The organism is Pseudomonas sp. S2_A05, from assembly GCF_054668485.1.
Genome location: NZ_CP162775.1, coordinates 3,833,238 through 3,858,660, shown reverse-complemented (window position 1 = coordinate 3,858,660; position 25,423 = coordinate 3,833,238). Strand labels below are relative to the sequence as shown.

The window sequence follows — 25,423 nt, the reverse complement described above, 5'->3', positions numbered from 1 at the left end:
AAGCTGACTACGCTTGACTGACTATCCAGCGGAAAGCACCCATGACTTCCAGAGCCCTGATTGCCCTCGCCGAGGGCATCGACGATTTGCAAAGCGTGACCCTGATCGACGTGCTGCGCCGCGCCGGCTTCGAAGTGGTCGCCGCCAGCATCGAAGGCCGACGCATGCTGACCTGTGCGCGCGGCACCCGGCTGACTGCCGACGGCATGCTGGTCGATGTACTGGCACAGACTTTTGACCTCATTGTCCTGCCGGGCGGTGCCGTCGGTTCCCGGCATCTGGCGGCGCATCAACCCTTGCAGCAATTGCTCAAGGACCAAGCCAGCGCCGGCCGCCTGTTCGCCGCCATCGGCGAAGCTCCAGCTGTCGCGCTGCAAGCATCAGGCGTGCTGCGCCAGCGACGCATGACCTGCCTGCCCGGCGCCAGCCATCAACTATCAGGCTGTACGTTTGTTGATCAAGCGGTGGTGGTCGACGGCAACTGCATCACCGCCCAAGGCTCGGGCGCGGCGCTGGAATTTGCCTTGACCCTGGTCGAGCAGCTTGCTGGCAAGGCGTTGCGGGCGAGGGTAGCGGGGGAGTTGATGGCCTGAAGGATTCAGGCCTTCTCTTCCACCGGCACATGCATCCGATCCCGACTCGCCAACGTCGGAAACAGTTTGATCCACGTCCCCGTTACCACCAGCGTGCCGATCCCGCCCATCACCACGGCCGGCACGGTGCCGAACCAGTGGGCGGTGAGGCCGGATTCGAATTCGCCCAACTGGTTCGATGCGCCGATGAACAGGCCGTTGACCGCACTGACCCGGCCGCGCATTTCGTCGGGGGTTTCCAGTTGTACGAACGAGGCGCGGATGACCATGCTGATCATGTCCGCTGCGCCGAGCACCACCAGCACCGCCAGCGAGAACCAGAACGAGGTCGACAGGCCGAACGCGATGGTAGCGACGCCGAAGATGCCGACGGCGGTGAACATCACCCGGCCGACATTGCGTTCCACGGCAAATCGCGCCAGAAACAGCGACATCAGCAACGCACCCACCGCCGGCGCCGAGCGCAACAGGCCAAGGCCCCACGGGCCGGTCAGCAGAATGTCCTTGGCGAACACCGGCAGCAGCGCTGTGGCGCCACCGAGCAACACGGCGAACAGGTCCAGCGAGATCGCTCCGAGGATGTCCGGGCGGCTGCGGATGAAGCGAATTCCCGCCAGCAGCGAGTCCAGCGTGGCTTTGCCTTTATTCAATGGCGTCTGGCGTGCCGGCAGGTTGAGCATCAGCGTGCAGGCGATCACGTATAGCAGCACGGTCGGGCCGTAGACCCAGACGCTGCCGAACGCGTAGAGCAAACCGCCAAGAGCCGGAGCGACGATAGTGGCCGACTGTTGCGCCGATTGCGCGGCGGCAACTGCGCGGGGGAACAGCGCACTGGGGACGATGCTCGGCAGCAGCGCCTGAGTCGTCGGCATCTCGAACGAACGGGCGGCGCCGAGCAGGAAGGCGAGGATGAAAATCATCTCGCGGGTGACGTGATCGGTGGCGCTGCCGATAGCCAGCGCCAAGGCAATCAGTGCCTGCAACGACTGGCAAAGCGCGGCGACCTTGCGCCGATCATAGCGATCGGCAACGTGCCCGGTGTGCAGCATGAACAGCACGCGCGGGGCGAATTCGACCAGACCGACCAGGCCCAGATCCAGCACGTTGCCAGTCAGCTGATACAGGTTCCAGCCGATCGCGACGGTGAGCATCTGGAAACCGCTGGCGGTGAAAATCCGCGCCAGCCAAAAGGCCATGAATGGTCGATGGTGACGTAACAGCAGGGGCTCTTGAATGGGCATCTGAAGGCAGGTCTTGGGCGAGTGAACGGCGAGATTATCACCAGTCTGTAACAGGAAGTTGCTAGGAGAAACAATTCAGTTAGCCAGACATCGATCTTTCATGCTGACAATCAACCCTGTGGTGAGGGGATTTATCCCCGTTGGGTCGCGCAGCGGCCCCAAAAGCTGGAAGCGACGACTGCTGCGCAGCCGAACGGGGATAAATCCCCTCGCCACAGGGGAGTGAGGCAACTTGTCACGCGGCAAACCACCACGCAGTTCATTGGTAAAAATGGGACTACTCTTTCAACGTTGCTTGATCCAGATCAAGACCCCGACCGGAACTGATCTGGCGGCCATTTGGCCAGACTCCCTGCGTTGCGATGGTTGCAAAAAAAGAACGAATCCGAATTCGCCGCACTCCATATCCGTGGGGGCAGTGGTGCAGGCCTCCGGGCCAGCTACCCGTATTACCTGACAGAGGAAGCCATATGTTCGGTTTAGAGGCTCTCGATCTCGCCCGAATTCAGTTCGCGTTCACCATCTCGTTCCACATTCTGTTCCCGGCCATCACGATTGGCCTGGCGAGTTACCTGGCGGTGCTCGAAGGCTTGTGGCTGAAGACCCGCAACGACACCTACCGCGATCTCTACCATTTCTGGTCGAAGATTTTTGCCGTCAACTTCGGCATGGGCGTGGTTTCCGGGCTGGTCATGGCTTATCAGTTCGGCACCAACTGGAGTCGTTTTTCCGACTTCGCCGGTGCCGTCACCGGGCCGTTGCTGACCTATGAAGTGCTCACCGCGTTCTTCCTTGAGGCCGGTTTCCTTGGCGTCATGCTGTTCGGCTGGAACAAGGTCGGGCGCGGCCTGCACTTCTTCTCGACGGTGATGGTAGCGATCGGCACGCTGATTTCGACCTTCTGGATTCTCGCCTCCAACAGCTGGATGCAGACCCCGCAAGGCTTTGAAATCGTCAACGGTCAGGTCATCCCCACCGACTGGCTGGCAATCATCTTCAACCCGTCATTCCCTTACCGGCTGATGCACATGGCCACGGCGGCGTTCGTCGCCACGGCGTTCTTCGTCGGCTCGTCGGCGGCCTGGCACCTGCTGCGCGGCAGGGACAACCCGGCGATCCGCACCATGCTGTCGATGGCCATGTGGATGGCATTGATCGTCGCGCCGATTCAAGCGGTGATCGGCGACTTCCACGGCCTCAATACGCTCAAGCATCAGCCGGCAAAAATCGCTGCGATCGAAGGCCACTGGGAAAACCATGGCGACGAAGCGACGCCGCTGATCCTGTTCGGCTGGCCGGACATGAAAGAGGAACGCACCAAGTTCGCCGTAGAGATTCCATACCTCGGCAGCCTGATTCTGACCCACTCGCTGGATAAACAAGTACCGGCGCTGAAGGAATTTCCACCGGAAGACCGGCCGAATTCGACCATCGTGTTCTGGTCCTTCCGGATCATGGTCGGTCTCGGTTTCCTGATGATCTTCACCGGTTTGTGGAGTCTGTGGCTGCGCAAACGCGATTCGCTGTATACCTCGCGGCCGTTCCTGCATCTGGCGTTGTGGATGGGGCCGTCCGGCCTGATCGCAATTCTTGCCGGCTGGTTCACCACGGAAATCGGCCGTCAACCGTGGGTGGTCTATGGCCTGATGCGCACCGCAGATGCTTCGTCCAACCACAGCTTCATGCAGATGAGCATCACCCTGATCATGTTCGTAGTGGTGTATTTCGCGCTGTTCGGCGCGGGGCTCGGCTACATGATGCGCCTGGTGCGCAAAGGGCCGAAGATCAGCGAAGGCAGTGAAACGCCGGACGGTGGTCCAGGCAAGAAACGCACCCCGGCGCGTCCGTTGTCCGCAGCCGACGATCCGGCCGAGGGCGAGCACGAAGACAACACTCGCTTGACCAAGGAGATTTGACTCATGGGTATCGATCTTCCGCTGATCTGGGCCGTGATCATCATCTTCGGCATCATGATGTACGTGGTCATGGACGGCTTCGACCTGGGCATCGGCATTCTCTTCCCGTTCGTGCCCGGCAAGACCGATCGCGACGTGATGATGAATACGGTCGCCCCTGTATGGGACGGCAACGAAACCTGGCTGGTGCTGGGCGGGGCGGCGTTGTTCGGCGCCTTCCCGCTGGCCTATTCGGTGGTGCTGTCGGCGCTGTACCTGCCGCTGATCTTCATGCTCATGGGCCTGATCTTTCGCGGTGTGGCCTTCGAGTTCCGCTTCAAGGCGAAGGATGAAAAACGTCACCTGTGGGACAAGGCATTCATCGGTGGTTCGATCGCGGCGACGTTCTTTCAGGGCGTGGCGCTGGGAGCGTTCATCGATGGTCTGCCGGTGGTCAATCGCCAGTTCGCTGGAGGTTCACTGGATTGGCTGACGCCGTTCACGCTGTTCTGCGGCGCGGCGCTGGTGGTGGCCTATGCCTTGCTCGGCTGCACCTGGCTGATCATGAAAACCGAAGGCAAGTTGCAGGAACAGATGCACGACCTGGCGCGGCCGCTGGCGTTCGTGCTGCTGGCGGTAATCGGTATCGTCAGCCTGTGGACACCCCTGTCGCATCCGGAAATCGCCTCACGCTGGTTCAGCATGCCGAATCTGTTCTGGTTCATGCCGGTGCCGATTCTGGTGCTGGTCACTTTGTACGGCCTGATCCGCGCGGTGGCACGTAACGCCAACTACACGCCGTTCCTGCTGACCCTGGTGCTGATCTTCCTCGGCTACAGTGGCTTGGGCATCAGCCTGTGGCCGAACATCGTGCCGCCGTCGATCTCGATCTGGGACGCCGCCGCGCCGCCGCAAAGTCAGGGCTTCATGCTGGTCGGCACGTTGTTCATCATCCCGTTCATCCTGGGGTATACCTTCTGGAGCTACTACGTGTTCCGCGGCAAGGTCACCCACGAAGATGGTTATCACTAATCCAATTGCTGGGCTTGCCCTGTGGGAGCGAGCCTGCTCGCGAAGGCGTCCGCAGTGACGCCTTGGCTTAACGGAGATCGATGCAATGACCGGCAAACATTCCCTGCACGACATTGAAGAAGCCGAAAAAAAACCGCTGTGGCAGCGGCTCGGCTGGTTGGCCCTGATCTGGGTTGGCAGTGTCGGCGTGTTGTTCATCGCCGCCAGCCTGATGCGCATGTTCATGAATGCCGCGGGTTTGACCACCCACTGAAATATCCCGTCCCGGCGCCTTCGGGTATGGACTTGCGACCCTCCTCACGGAGGGTTTTTTTATGCCGCAGATTTATTTGCGCGCTTTGAGGATGACGAATTTCGGCGTGGCCGCCACTTGCTCGACGCCACGAAACAAGCGCGCCAGTTTGCTGTGATAGCCCAGATGCCGATTGCCGACAATGTACAGCGCACCGCCGACCACCAGCGCCTCGCGCGCCTGCTGGAACATGCGCCAGGCGAGGAAATCGCCGACCACCTGTTGCTGATGGAACGGTGGGTTGCACAGCACCACGTCCAGCGACTGCGGCGCCTGCCCGGCCAGACCATCGCCAGCGCGCACGATGACTTCGCGATCGCCCAATGCCGCGCGCCAGTTCTCGGCAGCCGATTGCACCGCCATGAACGATTCGTCGACCAGCGTGTAATGCGCATCCGGGTTCTGCAAGGCGCTGGCGATTGCCAGAACACCGTTGCCGCAACCGAGATCGGCGACTCGCGCGCTGCCAAGGTTCTTCGGCAGATGCGGCAGAAAAGCGCGAGTGCCGATGTCGAGGCCTTCGCGGCAGAACACATTGGCGTGGTTGAGCAGTTCGATTGCCGGTTCGTCGAGGCGATAGCGAGTCGGATAGGGCGATGTGGCGAGCGCTTTGGTTTCAGGCGTGGCGATCAGCAGTCGGGCTTTCTTCACGGCCAGCGACGCCTGCACCGGGCCAATGTAGCGCTCGAGCAGATCGCCGGCAGCGCGCGGCAGATGCTTGACCATGGCGGCGGCGATCACTTGCGCGCCCGGCGCGAGTTGCCCTTGCAGGCGGATCAACTGTTCTTCCAGTAGCGCCAGCGTCTTGGGAACGCGGATCAGCACCCGGTCAAACGGCCCGACCAAAGGCTCACTGGCCGGAATCGGACGAATCGCATCGAACGCCTGGCCATTGCGTAGCAGATTCTTTTCCAGCCCGACGAAACCGAGGAACGAGTCGCCGCTGCTGCTCACCTCGACCTTGCCCAGCAGGCTGATCGCCAAGGCGCCAAAGCTGTCATTGAGCACCAGCACGCGGGTGCTGCTCTGAGGTTGTTCGCTGGCGAGATGATTGAGCAGGTATTCGTCCGCCGCATCGAAGGCTTGCAGCGGTTCATTCTGCTGTTCAGGCTGGCGGATCAGGTCGAGCTGGGCGAAAGGCGTTTCGAGCAAGGGCATGGGGCGGGGACTCAGGATATTCGGCAGATATCCCGTTGCCAGCAGATGGTGCGACGGGATCCGACCGAGTGGACTGCGATGCAAGCAGGTTGCGTCATCACTCGGAAAGGCCTGAATGGTACGTTTTTTTGCGCGTAAATACTCGCAGGATTACCGTGCGATATCGCTCGTCAGTCAGATAATCCCGGCACGAGCGGCGGCAATCACTGCGGAAATCTTGTTGCAGACGTTGAATTTTTCGATGACGTTTTGCACATGATAGTTAACGGTGCGTTCGCTCAGGCTGAGGATTCTCGAAATATCGTGAGCGGTCTTGCCCATGGCGGACAATTTCATGATCTCCAGTTCCCGGGACGATAGCCTCGGTTTGCTGGGTTTGGCCGGTGTGGGAACGGTGCGGGCATACAGGTCACTGAAGTGTCGGTTGGCAAAAAACAGATAACCGTAATGCTCATACAGTTCGAGCGGGCTGATCGGGCAGTGGGTTCGAGCCAGACTGATGATGCTGCACAAACCGCTGGTTTCGTCATGAAAGGCCTGCGACCAGCCATGCTGCAGCCCATTCTGTTTCAACGCCTGCCACAACTCGGGTGCATCGTTGAAGACTCTTTCTTCCCAGACGATGGGTAATATTGAGTGATTGCAATGCGCTATTACCGGATCAATATTGCGGAAGTTCTCTTTGTTGTACTGAATGTTCCATTCTTTAGGGTAGTTATTGATCTGCAAGGCATTCAGGTGGACATCACGATGAGGGGACGTCACTGCTATTGCACAGTAGTTAAAGCCCAGATTCTCGGCAAATCTCAGCAGTATCGGGTATGCCGCTTCAATGCCTTTGGCAAATGTCAGTTGTTTCAATTGTGATTCCTTCCACGTTTCCATGAACTTTGCCTCTGTATCTTGATATCGGGGTGCGGAATGGATCCAAAAGATCCGGCACGAATCGAAGTGTAGGATCTTTCCTGCGAAACGCCTTACATTTTTTCGAGATTGAAACTTTGATGTTTTTTATAAAGTGTTCTTAGCAATACGCGCTGTTATATTTTAACTGCCATCTTAAAGTTATTACTCTAGATCTAAAATTGACATCACATCGAATGTGCAGCGCTGATTCTGTCAATATCATTACCGTTGGCAGGTGTTTGGCAGCGCGGTTTTGCGGGACACTGTAGGCAATCGTTTCAAGGAGTGCCTCATGACTGCCAGTGCCGAGAAGTACACCACCCAGACCTTGCTCGATGTGCAACCGTTGACGCCGAACCTGTTCACGCTGCGCACCAGCCGCGACCCCGGCTTTCGCTTTCGTGCCGGCCAGTTCGCCCGACTGGGCGTCACCAAGGCCGATGGGAGCACGGTCTGGCGCGCCTATTCGATGGTGTCGTCGCCGTTCGACGAGTTTCTCGAGTTCTTTTCCATCGTCGTGCCGGGCGGCGAATTCACCAGTGAGCTGAGCCGGCTCCAGGTCGGCGACAGCTTGATGGTAGAACGCCAGGCGTTCGGCTACCTGACGCTGGATCGCTTTGTCGATGGCCGAGACCTGTGGTTACTGTCCACCGGCACCGGGGTGGCACCGTTTCTGTCGATCCTGCAGGACTTCGAGATCTGGGAGAAATTCGAGCGAATCATTCTGGTTTACAGCGTGCGGGAGGCGCGGGAGCTGGCTTATCAGGAGTTGATCGCCGGGTTGGCGCAACGGGACTATCTGAGCGAATACGCCCACAAGCTGCAATTCATCCCCACTGTGACCCGCGAAGCGCATCCAGGCGCGCTGGGGGGCCGGATTACTACGCTGATTGAAAACGGCGAGCTGGAACGTGCGGCGGGCGTTGAGCTCTCGCCAGAGCATTCGCGTGTGATGTTGTGCGGCAACCCGCAGATGATCGACGACACCCGCGCCTTGCTGAAACAGCGCGACATGCGCCTGAGCCTGACGCGCAAGCCGGGGCAGGTTGCGGTGGAAAATTACTGGTAACGAAAACGGCACCCGCGGGTGCCGTTTTGATGACTACCGAATGCCTCAGGGCCGCTCGTTCTGCGCCTTGAGCAGGTCGCGAATTTCGCCCAGCAGTTGCTCTTCCTTGCTCGGGATCGGCGGCGCGGTCGGTGCTACGGCTTCTTCACGCTTGAGGCGGTTGATGGCTTTGACACCCATGAAAATCGCGAAAGCGACAATCACGAAATCCAGCACCGTCTGCAGGAATTTGCCGTAAGCCAGCACCACTGCGGGCGCATCGCCCTGGGCGGCTTTGAGCGTGACAGCCAGATCACTGAAGTCCACCCCACCGATCAACAGGCCAATCGGCGGCATGATCACGTCGCCGACAAACGACGAAACGATTTTGCCAAACGCCGCGCCGATGATGATACCGACGGCCATGTCGACCACATTGCCTTTGACCGCGAAGGCCTTGAACTCGCTAAGCACGCCCATAGTTATTTCCTTGTTACAGATGAGTTTGGTGTTGGCAGTGTAAATCAGCGAAACGCCTCCTGCGCGAAACACCTTCTTACAATGCCCGTTTTTATCGACACATCAATTGAAGATTAGTTTGCAAAATGCCAGCAATCGCGCGCGGAATACGCGCTAACCCGCTGACGGGAAAGCCAATTTCTTCAATCATGGTGTTACGTTCTTTCTATTTATGTTCTGCGGCACAGGCCTCTAGCCTTGGTATGGCGCACCTGGATGCGCCCAATAAAACCAGAGGAACCTGATATGACATCCACTCCTGGACTGGGGGCTTTTCCCTTCCGCCGCACCTTCGGCGTACTGACTGCCGGGCTGCTGACCTTCTCGGTCAACGCCGCTCCGCTGACCCGCGATAACGGCGCGGCAGTCGGTGACAATCAGAACTCGCAAACTGCCGGCGCCAACGGCCCGGTGCTGCTGCAGGATGTGCAACTGATCCAGAAGCTGCAGCGCTTCGATCGTGAACGCATCCCCGAGCGCGTCGTACACGCACGCGGCACCGGCGCTCACGGCACCTTCACCGTGACCGATGACCTCAGCGACCTGAGCAAGGCCAAGGTGTTCGCCGCAGGCCAGAGCACGCCGGTATTCGTGCGTTTCTCGGCGGTGGTGCATGGCAATCATTCCCCGGAAACCCTGCGTGACCCGCGTGGTTTCGCCACCAAGTTCTACACTGCTGACGGCAATTGGGATCTGGTCGGCAACAATTTCCCGACCTTCTTCATCCGTGATGCGATCAAATTCCCGGACATGGTCCACGCCTTCAAGCCCGATCCGCGCACCAACCTCGATGACGATTCGCGCCGGTTCGATTTCTTCTCCCATGTACCGGAAGCCACCCGCACGCTGACCGAGTTGTATTCCAACTACGGCACTCCGGCCAGTTATCGGGAAATGGATGGCAATGGTGTTCATGCCTATAAGCTGATCAATGCCAAGAATGAAGTTCACTACGTGAAGTTTCACTGGAAGAGTCTTCAAGGCATCAAGAACCTCACGCCAAAACAAGTCAGCGAAGTTCAGGGTCAGGATTACAGTCATATGACCAACGACTTGGTGAGTAATATCAACAAGGGTAACTTTCCGAAGTGGGACTTGTACGTGCAGGTTCTCAAGCCACAGGATTTGTCCAAGTTTGATTTCGATCCACTGGATGCAACCAAGATCTGGCCGGGTATTGCCGAGCGCAAAGTTGGACAAATGGTCCTGAACCGTAATCCGGCCAATGTCTTCCAGGAAACCGAACAAGTTGCCATGGCTCCAGCCAACGTAGTTCCGGGTATCGAACCTTCGGAAGATCGTTTGTTGCAGGGGCGAGTGTTCTCTTATGCCGATACGCAGATGTATCGCCTCGGCGCCAACGCTTTGCAATTGCCGATCAACGCACCGAAAACCGCAGTGAACAATGGCAATCAGGATGGTGCGATGAATTTCGGCGCCAGCCAGTCCGGCGTCAACTACCAGCCAAGCCGCCTGCAACAGCGTGAAGAAACGCCAGCGGCGCGTTACAGCCAGTCGGCGCTGGCGGGCAGCACCCAGCAGGCGAAGATCCAGCGTGAGCAGAACTTCAAGCAGGCCGGTGATCTGTATCGCTCGTACAGCAAGCAGGAACGCCGCGACCTGATCGACAGCTTCGGCGGCTCACTGGCCACCACTGATGACGAGAGCAAGCACATCATCCTGTCGTTCCTGTACAAGGCCGACCCTGAGTACGGCAGCGGTGTGACCGAAGTGGCCAAGGGCGACCTCAGCCGTGTGAAAGCACTGGCGGCGAAACTGACCGACTGATAGCCATGCGGCGCACGCGAGGGCCAGTGCGGCCTCGCGTGCGTTCAAGGAGAGAGCCCGATGCGTATTTTTCTTTTGTGCCTGGCCGGGTGCCTGTCGCTTACTGCGTGGGCAACCCCGGTCGAGCAGAGCCCCGAAGCGATCAAGGCGCAGTTGCAGGATTACTACTTCGACGCCGCCCGCCGGGGTGATGTGCCGATGCTCGAGACCTTTATCGAGTCCGGCTATTCCCTCGATACCCGCGATAGCAAGGGGTACACCGCGCTGATTCTGGCGGCCTATCACGGTCAGGCGCCGGCGGTTGAACGCCTGCTCGCCGCTGGCGCGGATGCCTGTGCTCAGGACCAGCGCGGCAACACGGCGCTGATGGGTGCGATTTTCAAAGGCGAATTACAGATCGCCCGGCGCCTGATGGCCACCGATTGCAGCCCCGACCAGCGTAACGGCGCCGGGCAGACAGCGGCGATGTACGCCGGGCTGTTCAAGCGTCTGGAATTGCTTGATGCGTTGAAAGCCAAGGGCGCTGACCTCAATGCCGAGGATCCGCTGGGCAACAGCGCCGCGCGTCTGGCCAGCGGCGAAATCCGTACCGCTGCGCCGCGCTGATCATCGATGGCTGCGTTATCATCGCGTCTTTTGTTCCGGGGGTTCTGATGGCCAAGGCCAAGCGCATGTACGGCTGCACCGAGTGCGGCGCAACCTTTCCCAAGTGGGCCGGGCAGTGCGGCGAGTGCGGTGCCTGGAACACTCTGACTGAAACCATGATCGAAAGCGGCGGCGCCACGGCACCTACCGGGCGCACCGGTTGGGCTGGCCAGCAGGCGCAGATCAAGACGCTCGCCGAAGTCAGCATCGAAGAGATTCCACGTTTTTCCACCGCCTCCGGTGAGCTCGACCGCGTGCTCGGCGGTGGTCTGGTCGATGGCTCGGTGGTGCTGATCGGCGGTGATCCGGGGATCGGCAAATCGACCATTCTGTTGCAAACCCTGTGCAATCTGGCCAAAAGCATGCCGGCGCTGTACGTCACTGGTGAGGAATCCCAGCAGCAGGTGGCGATGCGCGCCCGCCGTCTCGGCCTGCCGCAGGATCAACTGCGGGTGATGACCGAAACCTGCATCGAAACCATCATTGCCACTGCCCGCCAGGAAAAACCCAAGGTGATGGTGATCGACTCGATCCAGACCATCTTCACCGAACAGCTGCAATCGGCGCCGGGCGGCGTGTCGCAGGTGCGTGAAAGTGCGGCGCTGCTGGTGCGATACGCCAAACAGAGCGGCACGGCGATCTTCCTCGTCGGCCACGTCACCAAAGAGGGCGCCTTGGCCGGTCCGCGTGTTCTGGAACACATGGTCGATACCGTGCTGTATTTCGAAGGTGAATCCGATGGTCGTCTACGTCTGCTGCGTGCGGTGAAGAACCGTTTCGGGGCGGTCAACGAATTGGGCGTGTTCGGCATGACCGACAAGGGCCTGAAAGAAGTCTCCAACCCATCGGCGATTTTTCTCACCCGCGCCCAGGAAGAAGTCCCGGGCAGTGTGGTCATGGCGACGTGGGAAGGCACCCGACCGATGCTGGTGGAAGTGCAGGCACTGGTCGATGACAGCCATCTGGCCAACCCGCGTCGGGTGACGCTGGGGCTGGATCAGAACCGTCTGGCGATGTTGCTCGCGGTGCTGCACCGCCACGGCGGGATTCCGACCCACGATCAGGACGTGTTCCTCAACGTGGTCGGTGGCGTGAAGGTGCTGGAGACAGCGTCGGATCTGGCGTTGATGGCGGCGGTGATGTCGAGTTTGCGCAATCGGCCGTTACCGCATGATCTGCTGGTGTTCGGCGAAGTCGGCCTGTCCGGCGAGGTGCGCCCGGTGCCAAGCGGGCAGGAGCGGCTGAAAGAAGCGGCCAAGCACGGTTTCAAACGCGCCATCGTGCCGAAGGGTAATGCTCCGAAGGAATCGCCGGCGGGGTTGCAGATCATTGCCGTGACCCGCCTTGAACAAGCACTTGACGCACTGTTTGAGTGAACGCCGAACCTCTGTGGTGAGGGGATTTATCCCCGTTGGGGCGCGTAGCGGCCCTGAAAAAAACGGGTCTGCTGCGCAGCCCAACGGGGATAAATCCCCTCGCCACATAAGTCCCTTCACCACATAGATCCCCCTCACCACAGGGCATTCCAATTCGGGGTTGGGGGTGGCGCTAGATTTCGATCAGCGCACCCAGTTCGCGCTCCAGCTCGGCCTCATCCGCCAGATTCAGTTCGATCAAGCGGCGCAGGCGCTGGATCGATTCCAGGCTGATGTGCCGGCAGATGAACCCCAAGTGGCCGTTTTCCTCGTGGGCCAGATGCACGTCCATTTCGATATCGACGTCTTCGCTCAGATGAATGTCGACTAGGAAGTCCTGCTCTTTATCCCCAAGCCACGGCTCCGGTCGCTCGATCAGCAGGCCCTTGAGCGACAGGTCGATCAGTTTGACCGGCCAGATGTATTCGCCCTGTTTCAGCTCGGTTCGGGCATCGAACGCAATACGTTTGAAACGACGTCGATTGGCGGGGTGCTCGCTCATGGCGCAATCCTCATGAAGGTTCGCTGACTATAGACCGCGAATGCGGGCGCCAGCCAATCGCTCAAGCGTCTAGACCTATGTCGGGGTATGGCCTTTGGCGCCGTAAGCGCTAAACTCGGGGTGGCTGTCTTTCTTGTCCACCCTGGCTGGAATAATAAAATGAAAAATAATAATAGCCTGCTGCGCCACTTACCCTGGCTCGTGCTGGCAATCGTAGGAGCGTGCGCCCTGGGCGTAGTGGCATTGCGCCGCGGCGAGGCGATCAACGCCTTGTGGATTGTGGTCGCTGCCGTGGCCATTTATCTGGTTGCGTACCGTTACTACAGTCTGTTCATCGCCAACAACGTGATGCAACTGGATCCGCGTCGGGCCACCCCCGCCGTGCTCAACAACGATGGTCTGGACTATGTGCCGACCAACAAACACATTCTTTTCGGTCACCACTTCGCGGCCATCGCTGGCGCGGGGCCGCTGGTCGGTCCGGTGCTGGCGGCGCAGATGGGGTATCTGCCCGGCACACTCTGGCTGATTGCCGGTGTGGTGCTGGCGGGCGCGGTGCAGGACTTCATGGTCCTGTTCATGTCGACCCGACGCAACGGCCGTTCCCTGGGCGACATGGTGCGTGAAGAGATGGGCCGGATTCCCGGGACCATCGCACTGTTCGGCTGCTTCCTGATCATGATCATCATCCTCGCGGTGCTGGCGCTGATCGTGGTCAAGGCCCTCGCCGAGAGCCCGTGGGGCATCTTCACCGTGATGGCGACCATCCCGATCGCGATGTTCATGGGCATCTACATGCGCTACATCCGCCCGGGCCGCATCGGCGAGATCTCCGTGGTCGGTGTGTTGCTGCTGCTCGGCTCGATCTGGCTGGGCGGGCAGATTGCTGCCGATCCGGTATGGGCCAAAGCCTTCACTTTCACCGGTGTGCAGATTACCTGGATGCTGGTCGGTTACGGTTTTGTCGCCGCGTCGCTGCCGGTCTGGCTGATTCTGGCGCCGCGTGACTATCTGTCGACCTTCCTCAAGATCGGCACCATCGTCGCCCTGGCGATCGGTATTCTGGTGACCATGCCCGAGCTGAAAATGCCGGCGCTGACCCAGTTCGTCGACGGCACCGGCCCGGTGTGGAAGGGCGGTCTGTTCCCGTTCCTGTTCATCACCATCGCTTGCGGCGCGGTATCGGGTTTCCACGCGCTGATCTCGTCGGGCACCACGCCGAAGCTGCTGGATAACGAAACCAACGCCCGCTACATCGGTTACGGCGGCATGCTGATGGAATCGTTCGTGGCGATCATGGCCATGGTTGCCGCTTCGGTGATCGAGCCAGGCGTGTACTTCGCCATGAACAGCCCGGCCGCCGTGGTCGGCAGTGATGCCGCGTCAGTGGCGCAAATGGTCACCAGCTGGGGCTTCGCGATCACGCCGGAGGCGCTGCAAGCCGTGGCCCACGACATCGGTGAAACCACCATTCTGGCCCGTGCTGGCGGTGCGCCGACCCTGGCGGTCGGTATCGCGCAGATCCTGCACAGTGTCCTGCCGGGTGAAAACACCATGGCGTTCTGGTACCACTTCGCGATCCTGTTCGAAGCGCTGTTCATCCTCACTGCTGTGGACGCCGGTACCCGTGCCGGGCGTTTCATGCTGCAGGATCTGCTCGGCTCCTTCGTACCGGCGCTGAAACGCACCGAATCCTGGACCGCCAACCTGATCGCCACCGCCGGTTGTGTGGCGATGTGGGGCTGGTTGCTGTATCAGGGCGTGATCGATCCACTGGGCGGCATCAACACTCTGTGGCCACTGTTCGGTATCTCCAACCAGATGCTCGCCGGTATCGCGCTGATGCTCGGCACCGTGGTCCTGATCAAGATGAAGCGCCAGCGCTACATCTGGGTCACCCTGTTGCCGGCCACCTGGCTGTTGATCTGCACCACCACTGCTGGCTTCATCAAGCTGTTCGACGCCAACCCGGCGATCGGCTTCCTGTCCCTGGCCAAGAAGTACAGCGATGCGCTGGCCAACGGTCAGGTGCTGGCGCCGGCGAAAAGCGTCGAGCAGATGCAGCACGTGATCTTCAACGCCTACACCAACGCCACACTCACCGCGCTGTTCCTGTTCGTGGTGTTCAGCATCCTGTTCTATGCGCTCAAGGTCGGCATCGCCGCCTGGGGCAAGAAAGAGCGTACGGATAAAGAATCGCCATTCCAGGCCCTGCCGGATGCGTAACCAGAGGATTGCAGCATGTTCAATGACCTGAGTCGCCTCGGTAAATACCTCGGTCAGGCCGCGCGCCTGATGGTCGGCATGCCCGACTACGACACCTACGTCGAGCATATGCAAACCAAACACCCGGACAAACCGGTGATGAGCTACGAGATGTTCTTTCGCGAGCGTCAGGAAGCCCGTTACGGTGGCAAGGGTGGGCCGAAGTGCTGTTGAGCTGACAGCCTTCGGTTGAGGTAATCCCCTGTGGGAGCGAGCCTGCTCGCGAATACGGAGTGTCAGTTGATGAAGGATTTGACTGACACACCGCTTTCGCGAGCAGGCTCGCTCCCACATTTGTTTTTGTGTTCTTTTCAGGAGATCGGGTTTTGTCTTCTCCCATTCCGGTAACGGTCCTCAGCGGTTTCCTCGGCGCCGGCAAGACCACTTTGCTGCGTCATTTATTGAAAGCCGAGCACGGCCTGAAAATCGCCGTGATTGAAAACGAATTCAGCGACGCCGGCATCGACACCCAACTGCTGGGTGACGAGCCGGTGCAGGTCATGACCCTGGCCAACGGCTGCGTCTGCTGCACCATTCACACCGATCTGACCAAGGCGCTGTACTTGCTGCTCGAGCGCCTGGACAGCGGCGAAATTGCCTTCGATCGTCTGGTGATCGAGTGCACCGGTCTCGCCGATCCGGCACCGGTGGCGCAGACGTTCTTCATCGACGAAGAGCTGCGCGAGCGTTACCTGCTCGACGGCATCATCACCCTGGTCGACGCCGCTCACGCCGACGTGCACCTGACCCAGACCATTGCCCAGGCGCAGATCGGTTTCGCCGATCGCTTGCTGGTGAGCAAGACCGACCTGGTCGATGAGGCGACGTTCACCGCGCTGAGCGAACGCCTCACCCGAATCAACCGCCGCGCACCAATCCGTGTGGTCGAGCATGGCAACATCGATCTGGCCGAACTGCTGGATGTGCGCGGCTTCAACCTCAATGCTGATCTGGGCGGTGGTTTGAGCCTGCGTCCGGTGAGCAAGGCACCGTCGATCGATCGCATCTCCAGCCTGGTGCTGCGCACCGATCAGGCGCTGGATATCGATCAGCTCAGCGATTTCATGAACGAGTTGCTGGAAGAGCATGGCAAGCAATTGCTGCGTTACAAAGGCGTGCTGAATATTGCTGGCGAAGATCGGCGCCTGGTGTTTCAGGGTGTGCTGAAACTCTATGGTTTCGACTGGGACACCGAATGGGCCGAGGGCGAGACGCGGGAAAGTGTGATCGTGTTTATCGCCGATGACTTGCCGGAAGAGAAGATTCGGGCGGGGTTTGCCAGGGTTGCAGCGCAACAAGCCTGATAATTTCAATAGCTCAACGGGCCTCTTCGCGAGCAGGCTCGCTCCCACAGTAGAACGCATTCTGTCAGAAGGAATGCAATCCACTGTGGGAGCGAGCCTGCTCGCGAAGGCGGTCTAACCGACAGCACAATGCTCAAGATCTGAACCCAGCAGTGTCTGCTCAAGATGATCCAGATGCCGATTCATCAGCCCCTCTGCCTTAGCAGCATCACCTCGCTCCACAACCTCAACCAACGCCAAATGCTCCTGCCACGCGCAACAGCTGCGCGTCGGGCACCGACTCCGCGCAATCGCCAACGACGTCAGCGGCACCAGACTGTGCAGAAAATGCGCCAACGGCACATTAGCCGCCATCCGCGCCAACTGCAGATGAAACTCCCCCGATAACCGAATCGCCGCCCCGCGCCGATCCTGCTCGACGGCGCGCTTCTCGCGCTCTATCAACGTGCGCAAGCAATTCAAATCGTCTGGCTGCGGACGCTGACACGCCAACCCCACCAACGTGTTCTCAGCCAACCGTCGCGCATGCAAGGTCTGCCGGATCAGCTCCCGATCAGGCGCAGCCACTCGTGGTCGATGATTGGCGCGCAATACCACGATCTGCTCATGGGACAACTGCGTCAGCACCCGTCGTACATCGGCGCGGCCGGCGCCGAACATCGCTTGCAGACTGTCCTCGGTGAACCGGCTGTCTTCATCGATACGCTGCTCCAGTATCGCGTCGAACAGTCGCGGATACAGATCCTCCGTCGGCGTGCCGAGGCGAGAGACGGGCAGGGCGGTCGAATGCGCATGCGAGGCTGAAGCAAAACTGTTCATGGCCGTTCTCCTGGCAAATCAGGTGGGCAGGTTGTCGTCCGGAATATTCAGCTCAACGCCCATGCGCTGGCCTTCGCGCAGAATGTGCCGACGCATTTCGGCGCTGGCCTGAGCGCTGTTCTTGCTGCGGATCGCGCGGACTACGGCTTCGTTTTCTTCCAGGCGTTCGGCCAGATGCTCCGGTGAATTGCGCAACACTTCGGCACTTTGCTTGAGCGCGTTGCTGGTCTGCTGCACCACGCTCTGGAAAATCGGGTTCGAGGTCAGCGTGAACAGTTCTTCGTGAAAGGCGATGTAGGCGCTGACCCCGGCTTCACTGTCACCGGCTTCGAGGGCTTCGCGCATGTCCATCAGGGTCAGGCGCAACTGGCCGACTTCCTTGCTGCTGATCGATTGCGCAACCAGCCCGACAATGAACGGCTCGAGGGTGTAGCGCAGTTGCAGCACATCTTCCAGGCTCGCCCCGGCGACTGCGCTGTCGTGGCTCTGGCTGTCGCTGAGTTGCGCATCGAGGACGACCACGCCTTTGCCCGGCATCGAGCGCACCAGGCCGAGTGTTTCCAGCACGATCACCGCTTCGCGCAGGCTCGGCCGGCTGATGCCCAGCTGTTCGGCCAGTTCACGCTGGCCCGGCAGCATGTCGCCGGAGCGCCACTGGCCTCGGGCCAACGCGGCGCGGAGTTTTTCCACCACTGAATTGACGACGGTTGAAGTTGTAATCACGTATTGGCTTCCTGCGCCGTGCCTGCGCATTGGCAGGCACGGCACTCATTCAGAATTCTTTGGCCGCCGCCGGAGCGACGGTTTTTCGCGGTTGAAAGTTATAGCCCTGTTCGCCATTGAGCACCTTGTTCGCGCGCTGCACGTCGATGTCCTTTTCCCAGCGGGCGATGGCCACGGTGGCGACGCAGTTGCCGATCAGATTGGTCAGCGCGCGGCCGATGCCCATGAACCAGTCCACGGCCAACACCAGCACCAGGCCGACCACGGGAATCGCCGGAATCGCCGTCAGCGTTGCCGCGAGAATCACCAGCGCCGAACCGGGAATGCCGTGGGCGCCTTTGGAGGTGATCAGCGACACCAGCAGAATCGTCAGCAAATCGGTCATCGCCAGCGGTGTGCCGGTGGCATTGGCGATGAACACGATGGCCAGGGTCAGGTAAATCGAGAAACCGTCGAGGTTGAACGAGTACCCGGTCGGGATCACCAGACCGACCGTCGAGCTGCCGATACCGAGGTGTTCGAGCTTGCGCATGATCTGCGGCAGCACGGCGTCGGAAGAGGCAGTGCCCATGACGATCAGCAGTTCTTCCCGCAGGTACTTGAGCAGCGGCCACATGCGCAGGCCGGAGACGCGCATCACCAGACCGAGGATCAGCGCGACGAAGGCGATGCAGGTCAGGTAGAACAGACCGACCAGACTGCCCAGGTGCTGCAGCGAGTCGAGACCGTATTTGCTGGTGGTGAAGGCGATGGCGCCGAATACGCCGATCGGCGCCAGACGCACGATCATGCCCATGATGCGGAAGATCACGTGGCTGAGTTCGTTGATCAGCCGCGAGATTCCCGAAGCGGCTTCGCCAACCAGATTCAGCGCACTGCCGAACAGCACCGAGAACAGCAGCACCTGCAGAATATTGTTGTCAGCGAAGGCACCGATCACCGAGGTCGGGATCAGGTCCATCAGGAATTGTGTGGTGGTGTGCATGTGCTGGCCACGCTCGGCGAGGTCGCCCATGTCGGCGCTGGAGAGTTGCTCCAGATGAATGTTCGCGCCGCTGCCAATGCCGGTGCTGAAGGCGAACACCAGACCAATCACCAAGGCGATGGTGGTCAGCACTTCGAAATAGATCACCGATTTGAGGCCAATGCGCCCGACCTTCTTCAGATCGCCCGCGCCGCTGATGCCGCTGACCACCACGCAGAACACGATCAGGCCAATCAGCATCTTGATCAGTTTGATGAAGCCATCGCCGAGCGGTTTGAGCTGAGCGGAGTATTCAGGAAGGGTCAGCCCGCAGACGATGCCGAGCATCAGTCCGAGAACCACTTGAAGGAAGATTGAACGCGAGCACCATCTGAGCATGGGAGGAATCCTGGGTCGGTGTCCTGGCTGCCGCACGCGTTGCGCAGCGGATGCAGGACTTAATTATTGTGGTCTTACCGGTATGTCCAGTGCAGGCGCAGTCTAGGCTTGGTTTTTTCCTGATTACAAGGGGGAAACATGAAATTGGCATGACCGGTCTGACCAGTGGCCCCAAACGCGTATAGGAGCTGCCGAAGGCTGCGATCTTTTGATCTTGTTTTTAAAATCCAGATCAAAAGATCGCAGCCTTCGGCAGCTCCTACAGGTGAATTGCAGGCGAAAAAAAACCGGCCAATCACTTGGCCGGTTTTTCATGCTGCTGGTTTAACGTCGCGATTAAGCGCCGTACACCGGCAGTTTCTTGCAGATGGCTTTGACTTTCTCGCGAACGGCATCGATCACCGCTTCGTTGTTCAGGTCAGCCAGGATGTCGCAGATCCAGCCGGCCAGCTCTTTGCACTCAGCCTCTTTGAAACCGCGAGTGGTCACAGCCGGAGTACCGAAGCGCAGGCCGGAAGTCACGAACGGCGAGCGTGGATCGTTCGGCACGGAGTTCTTGTTCACGGTGATGAACGCTTTGCCCAGAGCGGCGTCGGCGTCTTTACCGGAGATGTCCTGCTTGATCAGCGACAGCAGGAACAGGTGGTTTTCAGTACCGCCCGAAACCACGTCGAAACCGCGCGCGATGAACACTTCGGCCATGGCCTTGGCGTTCTTCACCACTTGTTGCTGGTAAGCCTTGAACTCAGGCTGCAGCGCTTCCTTGAAGCAGATCGCCTTGGCCGCGATCACGTGCTCCAGCGGGCCACCCCGGGCGCCCGGGAACACTGCGGAGTTGAGCTTCTTCTCGATCTCGGCGTTCGCTTTGGCCAGGATCAGACCGCCACGTGGACCGCGCAGGGTCTTGTGCGTGGTGGTGGTCACGACGTCGGCGAACGGCACCGGGTTCGGGTAGACACCAGCGGCAACCAGACCGGCGACGTGAGCCATGTCGACGAACAGGTAAGCGCCAACCTTGTCAGCGATTTCGCGGAAGCGCGGGAAGTCGAGGATCTGCGAGTAGGCAGAGAAACCGGCAACGATCATTTTCGGCTTGTGCTCGACCGCCAGACGCTCGACTTCGTCGTAGTCGATCAGGCCGTTGGCATCGATACCGTATTGAACGGCGTTGTACAGCTTGCCCGAGGAGGAAACGCTGGCGCCGTGGGTCAGGTGACCGCCATGGGCCAGGCTCATGCCCAGAATGGTGTCGCCACCTTGCAGCAGAGCCAGGTAAACAGCGGCGTTGGCTTGGGAACCGGCGTGCGGCTGAACGTTGGCGTAATCAGCACCGAACAGTTCCTTGGCACGGTCGATGGCCAGTTGCTCAACCACGTCCACGTATTCGCAACCACCGTAGTAACGCTTGCCCGGATAGCCTTCGGCGTACTTGTTGGTCAGGACCGAGCCTTGAGCTTCCATCACCGCTGGGCTGGTGTAGTTTTCCGAAGCGATCAGCTCAATGTGTTCTTCCTGACGCTGAGCTTCTTGCTCCATGGCGGCAAAAAGGTCGGCGTCGTACTTGGCAATAGTCAAATCACGGCTGAACATGGCGGTCCTCAAGGATCGGGGGCAGAAAAGGGGGGCATTCTAACCCAACCGCTTTTGGATGACATATGAAACGACGTCATGTCGCAGACAAGTGGCGTTCATGACAGATGTGCGGTGCTTTTGCCGGCCCTTTCGCGAGCAGGCTCGCTCCCACATTTGAGATGCATTCCCCTGCTGCAATGCATTCCCCTGTGGGAGCGAGCCTGCTCGCGAAGGGCGCGCCGCAGATGTTCAGTCGAACATGAACAGCGCATCGTTACAGAACTGCGCTTCAAACCGTCCCGCCGGCATCGGCCGGCCGAACAGATAGCCCTGCACCTCATCGCAACCATGCTCACGCAGGAAGTCCAGTTGCTCGTGGGTTTCCACGCCCTCGGCGATCACCGCCAGGTTCAGGCTGTGGGCCATGGCGATGATCGCCCGGGCGATCTGCGCGTCCTGTTCGCCGGACGGCAGGCCGTCGACGAAAGTACGGTCGATCTTCAGCACGTCGATCGGGAATTGCTTGAGGTAGTTGAGCGATGAATAACCGGTGCCGAAGTCATCGACTGCGATGCTCAGGCCGAGGTTCTTCAGCCCGGCAAGAATCTGCATCGCCTCGCTGACTTCGCGCATCAGGATGCTTTCGGTCAGTTCCAGCTCCAGACACGCCGGTGGCAGGCCGGTTTCGCGCAGGATCGTCGCGATTCGGGTGCCCAACTGGCCGTCGGAGAACTGCCGTGCGGAAATGTTCACCGACACCTTCGGCACCCGCACCCGTTGCTGGTGCCAGGTTTTCAGCTGTCGACAGGCCTCGCTGATAACCCAGTCGCCAACGTCCACCACCAGGCCGAGCTCTTCCAGCACCGGAATGAAATCACCCGGCGGCACCAGCCCGCGACGCGGATGGCGCCAGCGCAGCAGCGCTTCGGCGCCGGTCAGGCGCTTGCCGTCGCCACTGAACTGCGGCTGGTAATACAGGACGAATTCGTTCTGCTCCAGCGCATGGCGCAGATCGCTTTCCAGTTCCAGACGCTCCAGCGCACTGGCGTTCATGTCGGCCTGATAGAACTGGAAGTTGTTCTTGCCGCGTTCCTTGGCGTGGTACATCGCCGTGTCGGCGTTCTTCATCAACTGGCTGAGTTCGTTGCCGTCCTGCGGACTCAGGGCGATGCCGATACTGGCGGTGACGAAGAACTCGCGGCCCTCGAGCACGAACGGCCGCACCAGGCTGGCGAGAATCTGCTCGGCGACATGAATTGCCCGGTTCAGCGCCAGTTCGCGGTTGGAGCGATGCTGCAGCAGCAAGGTGAATTCGTCGCCGCCCATGCGCGCCACGGTGTCATCGTCATCGACGCAGGCCAGCAGGCGCGTGGCCATGTCCTTGAGCATGCGGTCGCCGGCGGCGTGGCCCAAGGAGTCGTTGATCGGTTTGAAACGGTCGAGGTCGAGGAACATCAGCACCACCCACGACTTCTGCCGTTCGGCCGCTTGCAGCGCGGTGTGCAGACGATCCTGGAACAGCGTGCGGTTCGGCAAATGGGTGAGGGCATCGTAATAGGCGAGGCGGTGGATGCGCTGCTCGCTGGCCTTGCGCTCACTGATGTCGCTGAAGAAACACACGTAACTGGCCAGATCGCCCTCGTCGTCGAGCACGGCAGTGATGCCGACCCACGCCGGGTAATGCTCGCCGTTACGGCGCTTCATCCACACTTCGCCTTCCCAGGTGCTGTGCTCGTGCAACTGCTTGAGCACGTAGCGCAGGTGCGCATCCTGCTGCTCGTCGACGGTGAGCATGTTCGGCAACTGGTCGAGCACTTCGCCGACGCTGTAGCCGCTGACCCGACTGAACGCTTCGTTGGCCTGAACGATATAACCGGCCGGGTCGGTGATCAGGATCGCCGAGGTAGAGTGCTCGAATACCGTGGCGGCCATGCGCAAATCTTTTTCGGCACGGCGCTGCTGGCTGATATCGCGGCCGACGCCGAGCACGCCTTCGAACGCGCCGTGTTCGTCCCACACCAGCACCAGGCGCAGTTCGATCGGAATCTTGCGGCCATCGGCACGCAGGCAATCGAAGAGGAACAGTTGCGTTTGCACCTGACTGCGCAGCAATGCCAGTTGCTCGGGCTTGTCCAGCGCCTTGCTGACGCGGTCCATCAGCACATGAATGCCGTTCAGTTGCCCGGGATTGGCGATGATCGATTGCCAGCCGTTCTGGAAGATCCATTCGGCGTTGTAGCCAAGCACGGCCTGCACCGACGGGCTGACGTAGTTCAACGAGAGCTTGCTGTCGGTGGAGAAAATCACGTCGCTGATGCTCTCGGCGAGCATGCGGTAGCGCTGCTCGCTGTCACGCAGCGATTCGCTCGCCTCAATCTGTTCGGTGATGTCCTTGGCGACGCCGATGATCCGCGTGACCTGATCGTGCTTGTCCCGCGCCAGTGCCTGTTCACGAATGTCAAAGCGCCGCCACTTGCCGTCGCGATGGCGGAAGCGCAGCTGGCATTGCAACAGCTGGCTGTAACCGGCGTGGCGCTGCAACTGCCGCGAACGATGGTAATAATCGGCGTCTTCCGGATGCAGAAGGATTTCCCAGAAGTATTCGCCCATCTGATGCAGTTCAGTGCGGTTGTAGCCCAGGGTCTGGCCGAGGTGGTGGTTGCTGAAAATCATCCGCTGGCTGATCACGTCCTGCACATACAGATGATCCGGCACGGTGCGCACCACGTCCGACCAGAAGCCTTCGCGCTCCAGCAACGACAGCTCGATCAGCTTGCGGCTGGTGATGTCGTTGATGCTGAGGATCACCGCTTTATAGTCGTGCTGCTCGCTCGGCAGGCGCAAAACCATCCACAGATGCTGGTCGCGACCGTTGCTGTTGGGCAGTTTGATTTCCAGTTCCAGCTGTTTCTGCTGCTGCAGGACGGCGTCGAGGATCTGCTGACCGATCGCGCACTGCGGATGGCGCTGGCCATCGATCAGCAGTTGCCAGGCATCGTCGCAGGAGTGCACATCGAGCAGTTGCAGGGCGACCTGATTGACCTCGGTGACGCGCATTTCCCCGAGCAACTGCTGGCGCTGATGCGGTTGGTCGAGCCAGGCCTTGAGCTGGTCGCTGGTCTGAATCTGCGCCTTGTCGAACGTCTGCTTGAGGCCGGACAGGTCGAGTACGCACAAGGCCACGCCGGTGCCTTCGAAAATATCCTGATAACGCCGCCGGCCTTCATGCACCTGGCGCTGGCGCCGACGCATGTTCAGCAGCGCGATCACCGGCAACATCGAGAACGCCAGGCCGAGCAGGCATTTGCCGATGAACGCCGGCAGCAATTCTTCCAGTACGCGCTGGCGGTCGAACAGCCCGCGCAGTTGCCAGTCGCTGCTGCTCAGCGGCACGGTCAGTACGGTGTTGGCGACATCGTCAGGCGTCAGCCCGCCAGCCTTGACCGAGGGCAGCCCTGCTTCGCGGCTGATGATCTGGTGATTGAGGCGGTTTTCCACCAGCCACAACGGGCGCAGGGCGGTGGCGTCCTGTTTGGTCAGCGAGTCGAAGAAGGTTGGCGTCAGGCGCAAGGCCCAGTAACCGCGACTGCTGCCGCTGGCCTGATGCAACAGCAGGTGCACCACCGAGCCGTCATCGGCATTGCTGAAGTAATGCGCCTGGGCGCGGCTGCGGCGCACCAGTTCGGTCAGGTAATCGGCGTCGGAACTGTCGGTGGCGCTGTCGCTGATGATGCGGCCGGAGGGTGAGAGCAGGGCCATGCTGCGCAGGTCGGGCAGCGAGCGTTGCAACTTGCGCAGGAGCATCTGCTGTTCGTCGGCAGTTTGCGGTTGTTCGACGATCGGTAGCAGATTGAGGGCGATTTGCGCATTCAGCGCCATGTTCAGGCTGACCTGAGCGGCGAGATCGGCGGTGTAATCGATGGTGTACTGGCGCTGGTTCTTCTGGGTTTCACGCAATTGATCGAGCAGTTGCCAGAACAGCAACGCGAGCAATAACAGCACGAGGGTGGCCAGCGCACCCTTCAATGTCCCGCGCAGGGGCGAGCCGGGCGCCGGTGGGGTGCTGCTCACAGAGGCTGGCGGAGTGACATTGGTCAAGCTGTGATCCTGCGATTTGGCTGGACTGGCGCGACGTGCACTATAAGCCGGACGCCCGAAGGGCGGCTAGCATGCCTTGAGTTGTGGCGAAGTGCCAGCCCCTCTCGGCTGGACTGCCTTCCGGCATTAAGGTAGCTTTGCCGGTTAGACCGGGGGCGTTCCAGCCCCTACAATCAGACTTTTTCCAGCGCGCACGCATTGATTGCGATCAAGTGAACGACGCGCACAGTCTGGCCAGGCATCGC

Annotated in this window: 21 protein-coding genes; 11 read left to right on the top strand and 10 right to left on the bottom strand. The window is 60.1% G+C overall.

Annotated elements, in window-relative coordinates:
* The first annotated feature begins 41 nt into the window (after window positions 1-41).
* Window positions 42-593, top strand: coding sequence for a DJ-1 family glyoxalase III (locus tag AB4O12_RS17580; protein WP_460059256.1), 552 nt, complete (start codon window positions 42-44; stop codon window positions 591-593).
* A 5-nt stretch (window positions 594-598) separates the two neighbouring features.
* Here the strand turns inward: AB4O12_RS17580 and AB4O12_RS17575 are convergent, their stop codons facing one another.
* On the bottom strand, window positions 599-1,834 hold the full coding sequence (locus AB4O12_RS17575; RefSeq protein ID WP_252876936.1) for an MFS transporter: 1,236 nt from the start codon (window positions 1,832-1,834) through the stop codon (window positions 599-601).
* Window positions 1,835-2,304: 470 nt separating this feature from the next.
* Here AB4O12_RS17575 and AB4O12_RS17570 point away from each other — a divergent pair, with 470 nt between their 5' ends.
* The 3 genes from AB4O12_RS17570 (at window position 2,305) to AB4O12_RS17560 (ending at window position 5,014) form a co-directional block, all read left to right on the top strand.
* Entirely contained in the window at window positions 2,305-3,750 is a 1,446-nt protein-coding gene (locus tag AB4O12_RS17570) for a cytochrome ubiquinol oxidase subunit I (protein ID WP_024014409.1), read from the top strand.
* 3 nt (window positions 3,751-3,753) lie between these two features.
* Window positions 3,754-4,761, top strand: a complete 1,008-nt coding sequence (gene cydB, locus AB4O12_RS17565; protein WP_016773089.1) for a cytochrome d ubiquinol oxidase subunit II — start codon at window positions 3,754-3,756, stop codon at window positions 4,759-4,761.
* An 85-nt stretch (window positions 4,762-4,846) separates the two neighbouring features.
* Entirely contained in the window at window positions 4,847-5,014 is a 168-nt protein-coding gene (locus AB4O12_RS17560; protein ID WP_016773090.1) for a DUF2474 domain-containing protein, read from the top strand.
* Between the two features lie 72 nt (window positions 5,015-5,086).
* Here the strand turns inward: AB4O12_RS17560 and AB4O12_RS17555 are convergent, their stop codons facing one another.
* On the bottom strand, window positions 5,087-6,211 hold the full coding sequence (locus AB4O12_RS17555; protein ID WP_375122713.1) for a methyltransferase: 1,125 nt from the start codon (window positions 6,209-6,211) through the stop codon (window positions 5,087-5,089).
* Window positions 6,212-6,385: 174 nt separating this feature from the next.
* Window positions 6,386-7,096, bottom strand: coding sequence for an autoinducer binding domain-containing protein (locus AB4O12_RS17550; RefSeq protein ID WP_041477771.1), 711 nt, complete (start codon window positions 7,094-7,096; stop codon window positions 6,386-6,388).
* Window positions 7,097-7,409: 313 nt separating this feature from the next.
* Here AB4O12_RS17550 and AB4O12_RS17545 point away from each other — a divergent pair, with 313 nt between their 5' ends.
* Window positions 7,410-8,186, top strand: a complete 777-nt coding sequence (locus tag AB4O12_RS17545) for a ferredoxin--NADP reductase (protein ID WP_460059251.1) — start codon at window positions 7,410-7,412, stop codon at window positions 8,184-8,186.
* Between the two features lie 45 nt (window positions 8,187-8,231).
* Here AB4O12_RS17545 and mscL read toward each other — a convergent pair whose 3' ends face one another.
* Entirely contained in the window at window positions 8,232-8,645 is a 414-nt protein-coding gene (gene mscL, locus AB4O12_RS17540) for a large-conductance mechanosensitive channel protein MscL (protein ID WP_024014404.1), read from the bottom strand.
* Between the two features lie 285 nt (window positions 8,646-8,930).
* On the opposite strand from mscL, the gene katB reads away from it, so the two are divergent.
* Genes katB through radA form a run of 3 tightly spaced genes read left to right on the top strand, consistent with a single transcriptional unit; the run spans window position 8,931 to window position 12,493 of the window.
* Complete coding sequence (gene katB, locus AB4O12_RS17535) at window positions 8,931-10,472, top strand: catalase KatB (RefSeq protein ID WP_095181863.1); 1,542 nt, start codon at window positions 8,931-8,933, stop codon at window positions 10,470-10,472.
* A 60-nt stretch (window positions 10,473-10,532) separates the two neighbouring features.
* The gene (locus AB4O12_RS17530; protein WP_150742268.1) at window positions 10,533-11,078 is read left to right on the top strand and encodes an ankyrin repeat domain-containing protein; all 546 of its coding nucleotides are present in this window, start codon (window positions 10,533-10,535) and stop codon (window positions 11,076-11,078) included.
* 47 nt (window positions 11,079-11,125) lie between these two features.
* The gene (radA, locus tag AB4O12_RS17525; protein ID WP_095181861.1) at window positions 11,126-12,493 is read left to right on the top strand and encodes a DNA repair protein RadA; all 1,368 of its coding nucleotides are present in this window, start codon (window positions 11,126-11,128) and stop codon (window positions 12,491-12,493) included.
* A 172-nt stretch (window positions 12,494-12,665) separates the two neighbouring features.
* Here the strand turns inward: radA and AB4O12_RS17520 are convergent, their stop codons facing one another.
* Window positions 12,666-13,034, bottom strand: coding sequence for a PilZ domain-containing protein (locus tag AB4O12_RS17520; RefSeq protein WP_041477779.1), 369 nt, complete (start codon window positions 13,032-13,034; stop codon window positions 12,666-12,668).
* Between the two features lie 159 nt (window positions 13,035-13,193).
* Between AB4O12_RS17520 and AB4O12_RS17515 the strand changes: the two genes are divergently transcribed.
* The 3 genes from AB4O12_RS17515 (at window position 13,194) to yjiA (ending at window position 16,603) form a co-directional block, all read left to right on the top strand.
* On the top strand, window positions 13,194-15,260 hold the full coding sequence (locus AB4O12_RS17515) for a carbon starvation CstA family protein (RefSeq protein ID WP_041477781.1): 2,067 nt from the start codon (window positions 13,194-13,196) through the stop codon (window positions 15,258-15,260).
* 15 nt (window positions 15,261-15,275) lie between these two features.
* Window positions 15,276-15,473 (top strand): YbdD/YjiX family protein, encoded by a 198-nt coding sequence (locus tag AB4O12_RS17510; protein WP_003228401.1) that lies wholly within the window; start codon window positions 15,276-15,278, stop codon window positions 15,471-15,473.
* A gap of 152 nt (window positions 15,474-15,625) precedes the next feature.
* Entirely contained in the window at window positions 15,626-16,603 is a 978-nt protein-coding gene (gene yjiA / locus AB4O12_RS17505; RefSeq protein WP_460059247.1) for a GTPase, read from the top strand.
* A gap of 114 nt (window positions 16,604-16,717) precedes the next feature.
* Here yjiA and AB4O12_RS17500 read toward each other — a convergent pair whose 3' ends face one another.
* The 5 genes from AB4O12_RS17500 to morA all read right to left on the bottom strand — a co-directional run bounded on the left by AB4O12_RS17500 (window position 16,718) and on the right by morA (window position 25,178).
* On the bottom strand, window positions 16,718-17,422 hold the full coding sequence (locus AB4O12_RS17500) for a GntR family transcriptional regulator (RefSeq protein WP_460059245.1): 705 nt from the start codon (window positions 17,420-17,422) through the stop codon (window positions 16,718-16,720).
* Between the two features lie 18 nt (window positions 17,423-17,440).
* Window positions 17,441-18,145: a FadR/GntR family transcriptional regulator gene (locus AB4O12_RS17495; protein ID WP_016773102.1), complete on the bottom strand. Its 705-nt coding sequence runs from the start codon at window positions 18,143-18,145 to the stop codon at window positions 17,441-17,443.
* 49 nt (window positions 18,146-18,194) lie between these two features.
* The gene (locus AB4O12_RS17490; protein WP_024014398.1) at window positions 18,195-19,508 is read right to left on the bottom strand and encodes a C4-dicarboxylate transporter DctA; all 1,314 of its coding nucleotides are present in this window, start codon (window positions 19,506-19,508) and stop codon (window positions 18,195-18,197) included.
* A 336-nt stretch (window positions 19,509-19,844) separates the two neighbouring features.
* Window positions 19,845-21,098, bottom strand: coding sequence for a serine hydroxymethyltransferase (gene glyA / locus AB4O12_RS17485; RefSeq protein ID WP_460059242.1), 1,254 nt, complete (start codon window positions 21,096-21,098; stop codon window positions 19,845-19,847).
* Window positions 21,099-21,329: 231 nt separating this feature from the next.
* On the bottom strand, window positions 21,330-25,178 hold the full coding sequence (morA, locus tag AB4O12_RS17480; protein ID WP_460059240.1) for a cyclic di-GMP receptor MorA: 3,849 nt from the start codon (window positions 25,176-25,178) through the stop codon (window positions 21,330-21,332).
* Between the last annotated feature and the right edge of the window lie 245 nt (window positions 25,179-25,423).

Bases quoted from the DNA above. Each gene is read 5' to 3' on its own strand.
- radA (WP_095181861.1), top strand. From the start codon at position 11,126: ATGGCCAAGGCCAAGCGCATGTACGGCTGCACCGAGTGCGGCGCAACC.
- AB4O12_RS17580 (WP_460059256.1), top strand. From the start codon at position 42: ATGACTTCCAGAGCCCTGATTGCCCTCGCCGAGGGCATCGACGATTTG.
- AB4O12_RS17530 (WP_150742268.1), top strand. From the start codon at position 10,533: ATGCGTATTTTTCTTTTGTGCCTGGCCGGGTGCCTGTCGCTTACTGCG.
- AB4O12_RS17545 (WP_460059251.1), top strand. From the start codon at position 7,410: ATGACTGCCAGTGCCGAGAAGTACACCACCCAGACCTTGCTCGATGTG.
- AB4O12_RS17575 (WP_252876936.1), bottom strand. From the start codon at position 1,834: ATGCCCATTCAAGAGCCCCTGCTGTTACGTCACCATCGACCATTCATG.
- katB (WP_095181863.1), top strand. From the start codon at position 8,931: ATGACATCCACTCCTGGACTGGGGGCTTTTCCCTTCCGCCGCACCTTC.
- mscL (WP_024014404.1), bottom strand. From the start codon at position 8,645: ATGGGCGTGCTTAGCGAGTTCAAGGCCTTCGCGGTCAAAGGCAATGTG.
- AB4O12_RS17515 (WP_041477781.1), top strand. From the start codon at position 13,194: ATGAAAAATAATAATAGCCTGCTGCGCCACTTACCCTGGCTCGTGCTG.
- cydB (WP_016773089.1), top strand. From the start codon at position 3,754: ATGGGTATCGATCTTCCGCTGATCTGGGCCGTGATCATCATCTTCGGC.
- AB4O12_RS17550 (WP_041477771.1), bottom strand. From the start codon at position 7,096: ATGGAAACGTGGAAGGAATCACAATTGAAACAACTGACATTTGCCAAA.
- AB4O12_RS17560 (WP_016773090.1), top strand. From the start codon at position 4,847: ATGACCGGCAAACATTCCCTGCACGACATTGAAGAAGCCGAAAAAAAA.
- AB4O12_RS17510 (WP_003228401.1), top strand. From the start codon at position 15,276: ATGTTCAATGACCTGAGTCGCCTCGGTAAATACCTCGGTCAGGCCGCG.
- AB4O12_RS17490 (WP_024014398.1), bottom strand. From the start codon at position 19,508: ATGCTCAGATGGTGCTCGCGTTCAATCTTCCTTCAAGTGGTTCTCGGA.
- glyA (WP_460059242.1), bottom strand. From the start codon at position 21,098: ATGTTCAGCCGTGATTTGACTATTGCCAAGTACGACGCCGACCTTTTT.
- AB4O12_RS17500 (WP_460059245.1), bottom strand. From the start codon at position 17,422: ATGAACAGTTTTGCTTCAGCCTCGCATGCGCATTCGACCGCCCTGCCC.
- AB4O12_RS17570 (WP_024014409.1), top strand. From the start codon at position 2,305: ATGTTCGGTTTAGAGGCTCTCGATCTCGCCCGAATTCAGTTCGCGTTC.
- AB4O12_RS17555 (WP_375122713.1), bottom strand. From the start codon at position 6,211: ATGCCCTTGCTCGAAACGCCTTTCGCCCAGCTCGACCTGATCCGCCAG.
- AB4O12_RS17520 (WP_041477779.1), bottom strand. From the start codon at position 13,034: ATGAGCGAGCACCCCGCCAATCGACGTCGTTTCAAACGTATTGCGTTC.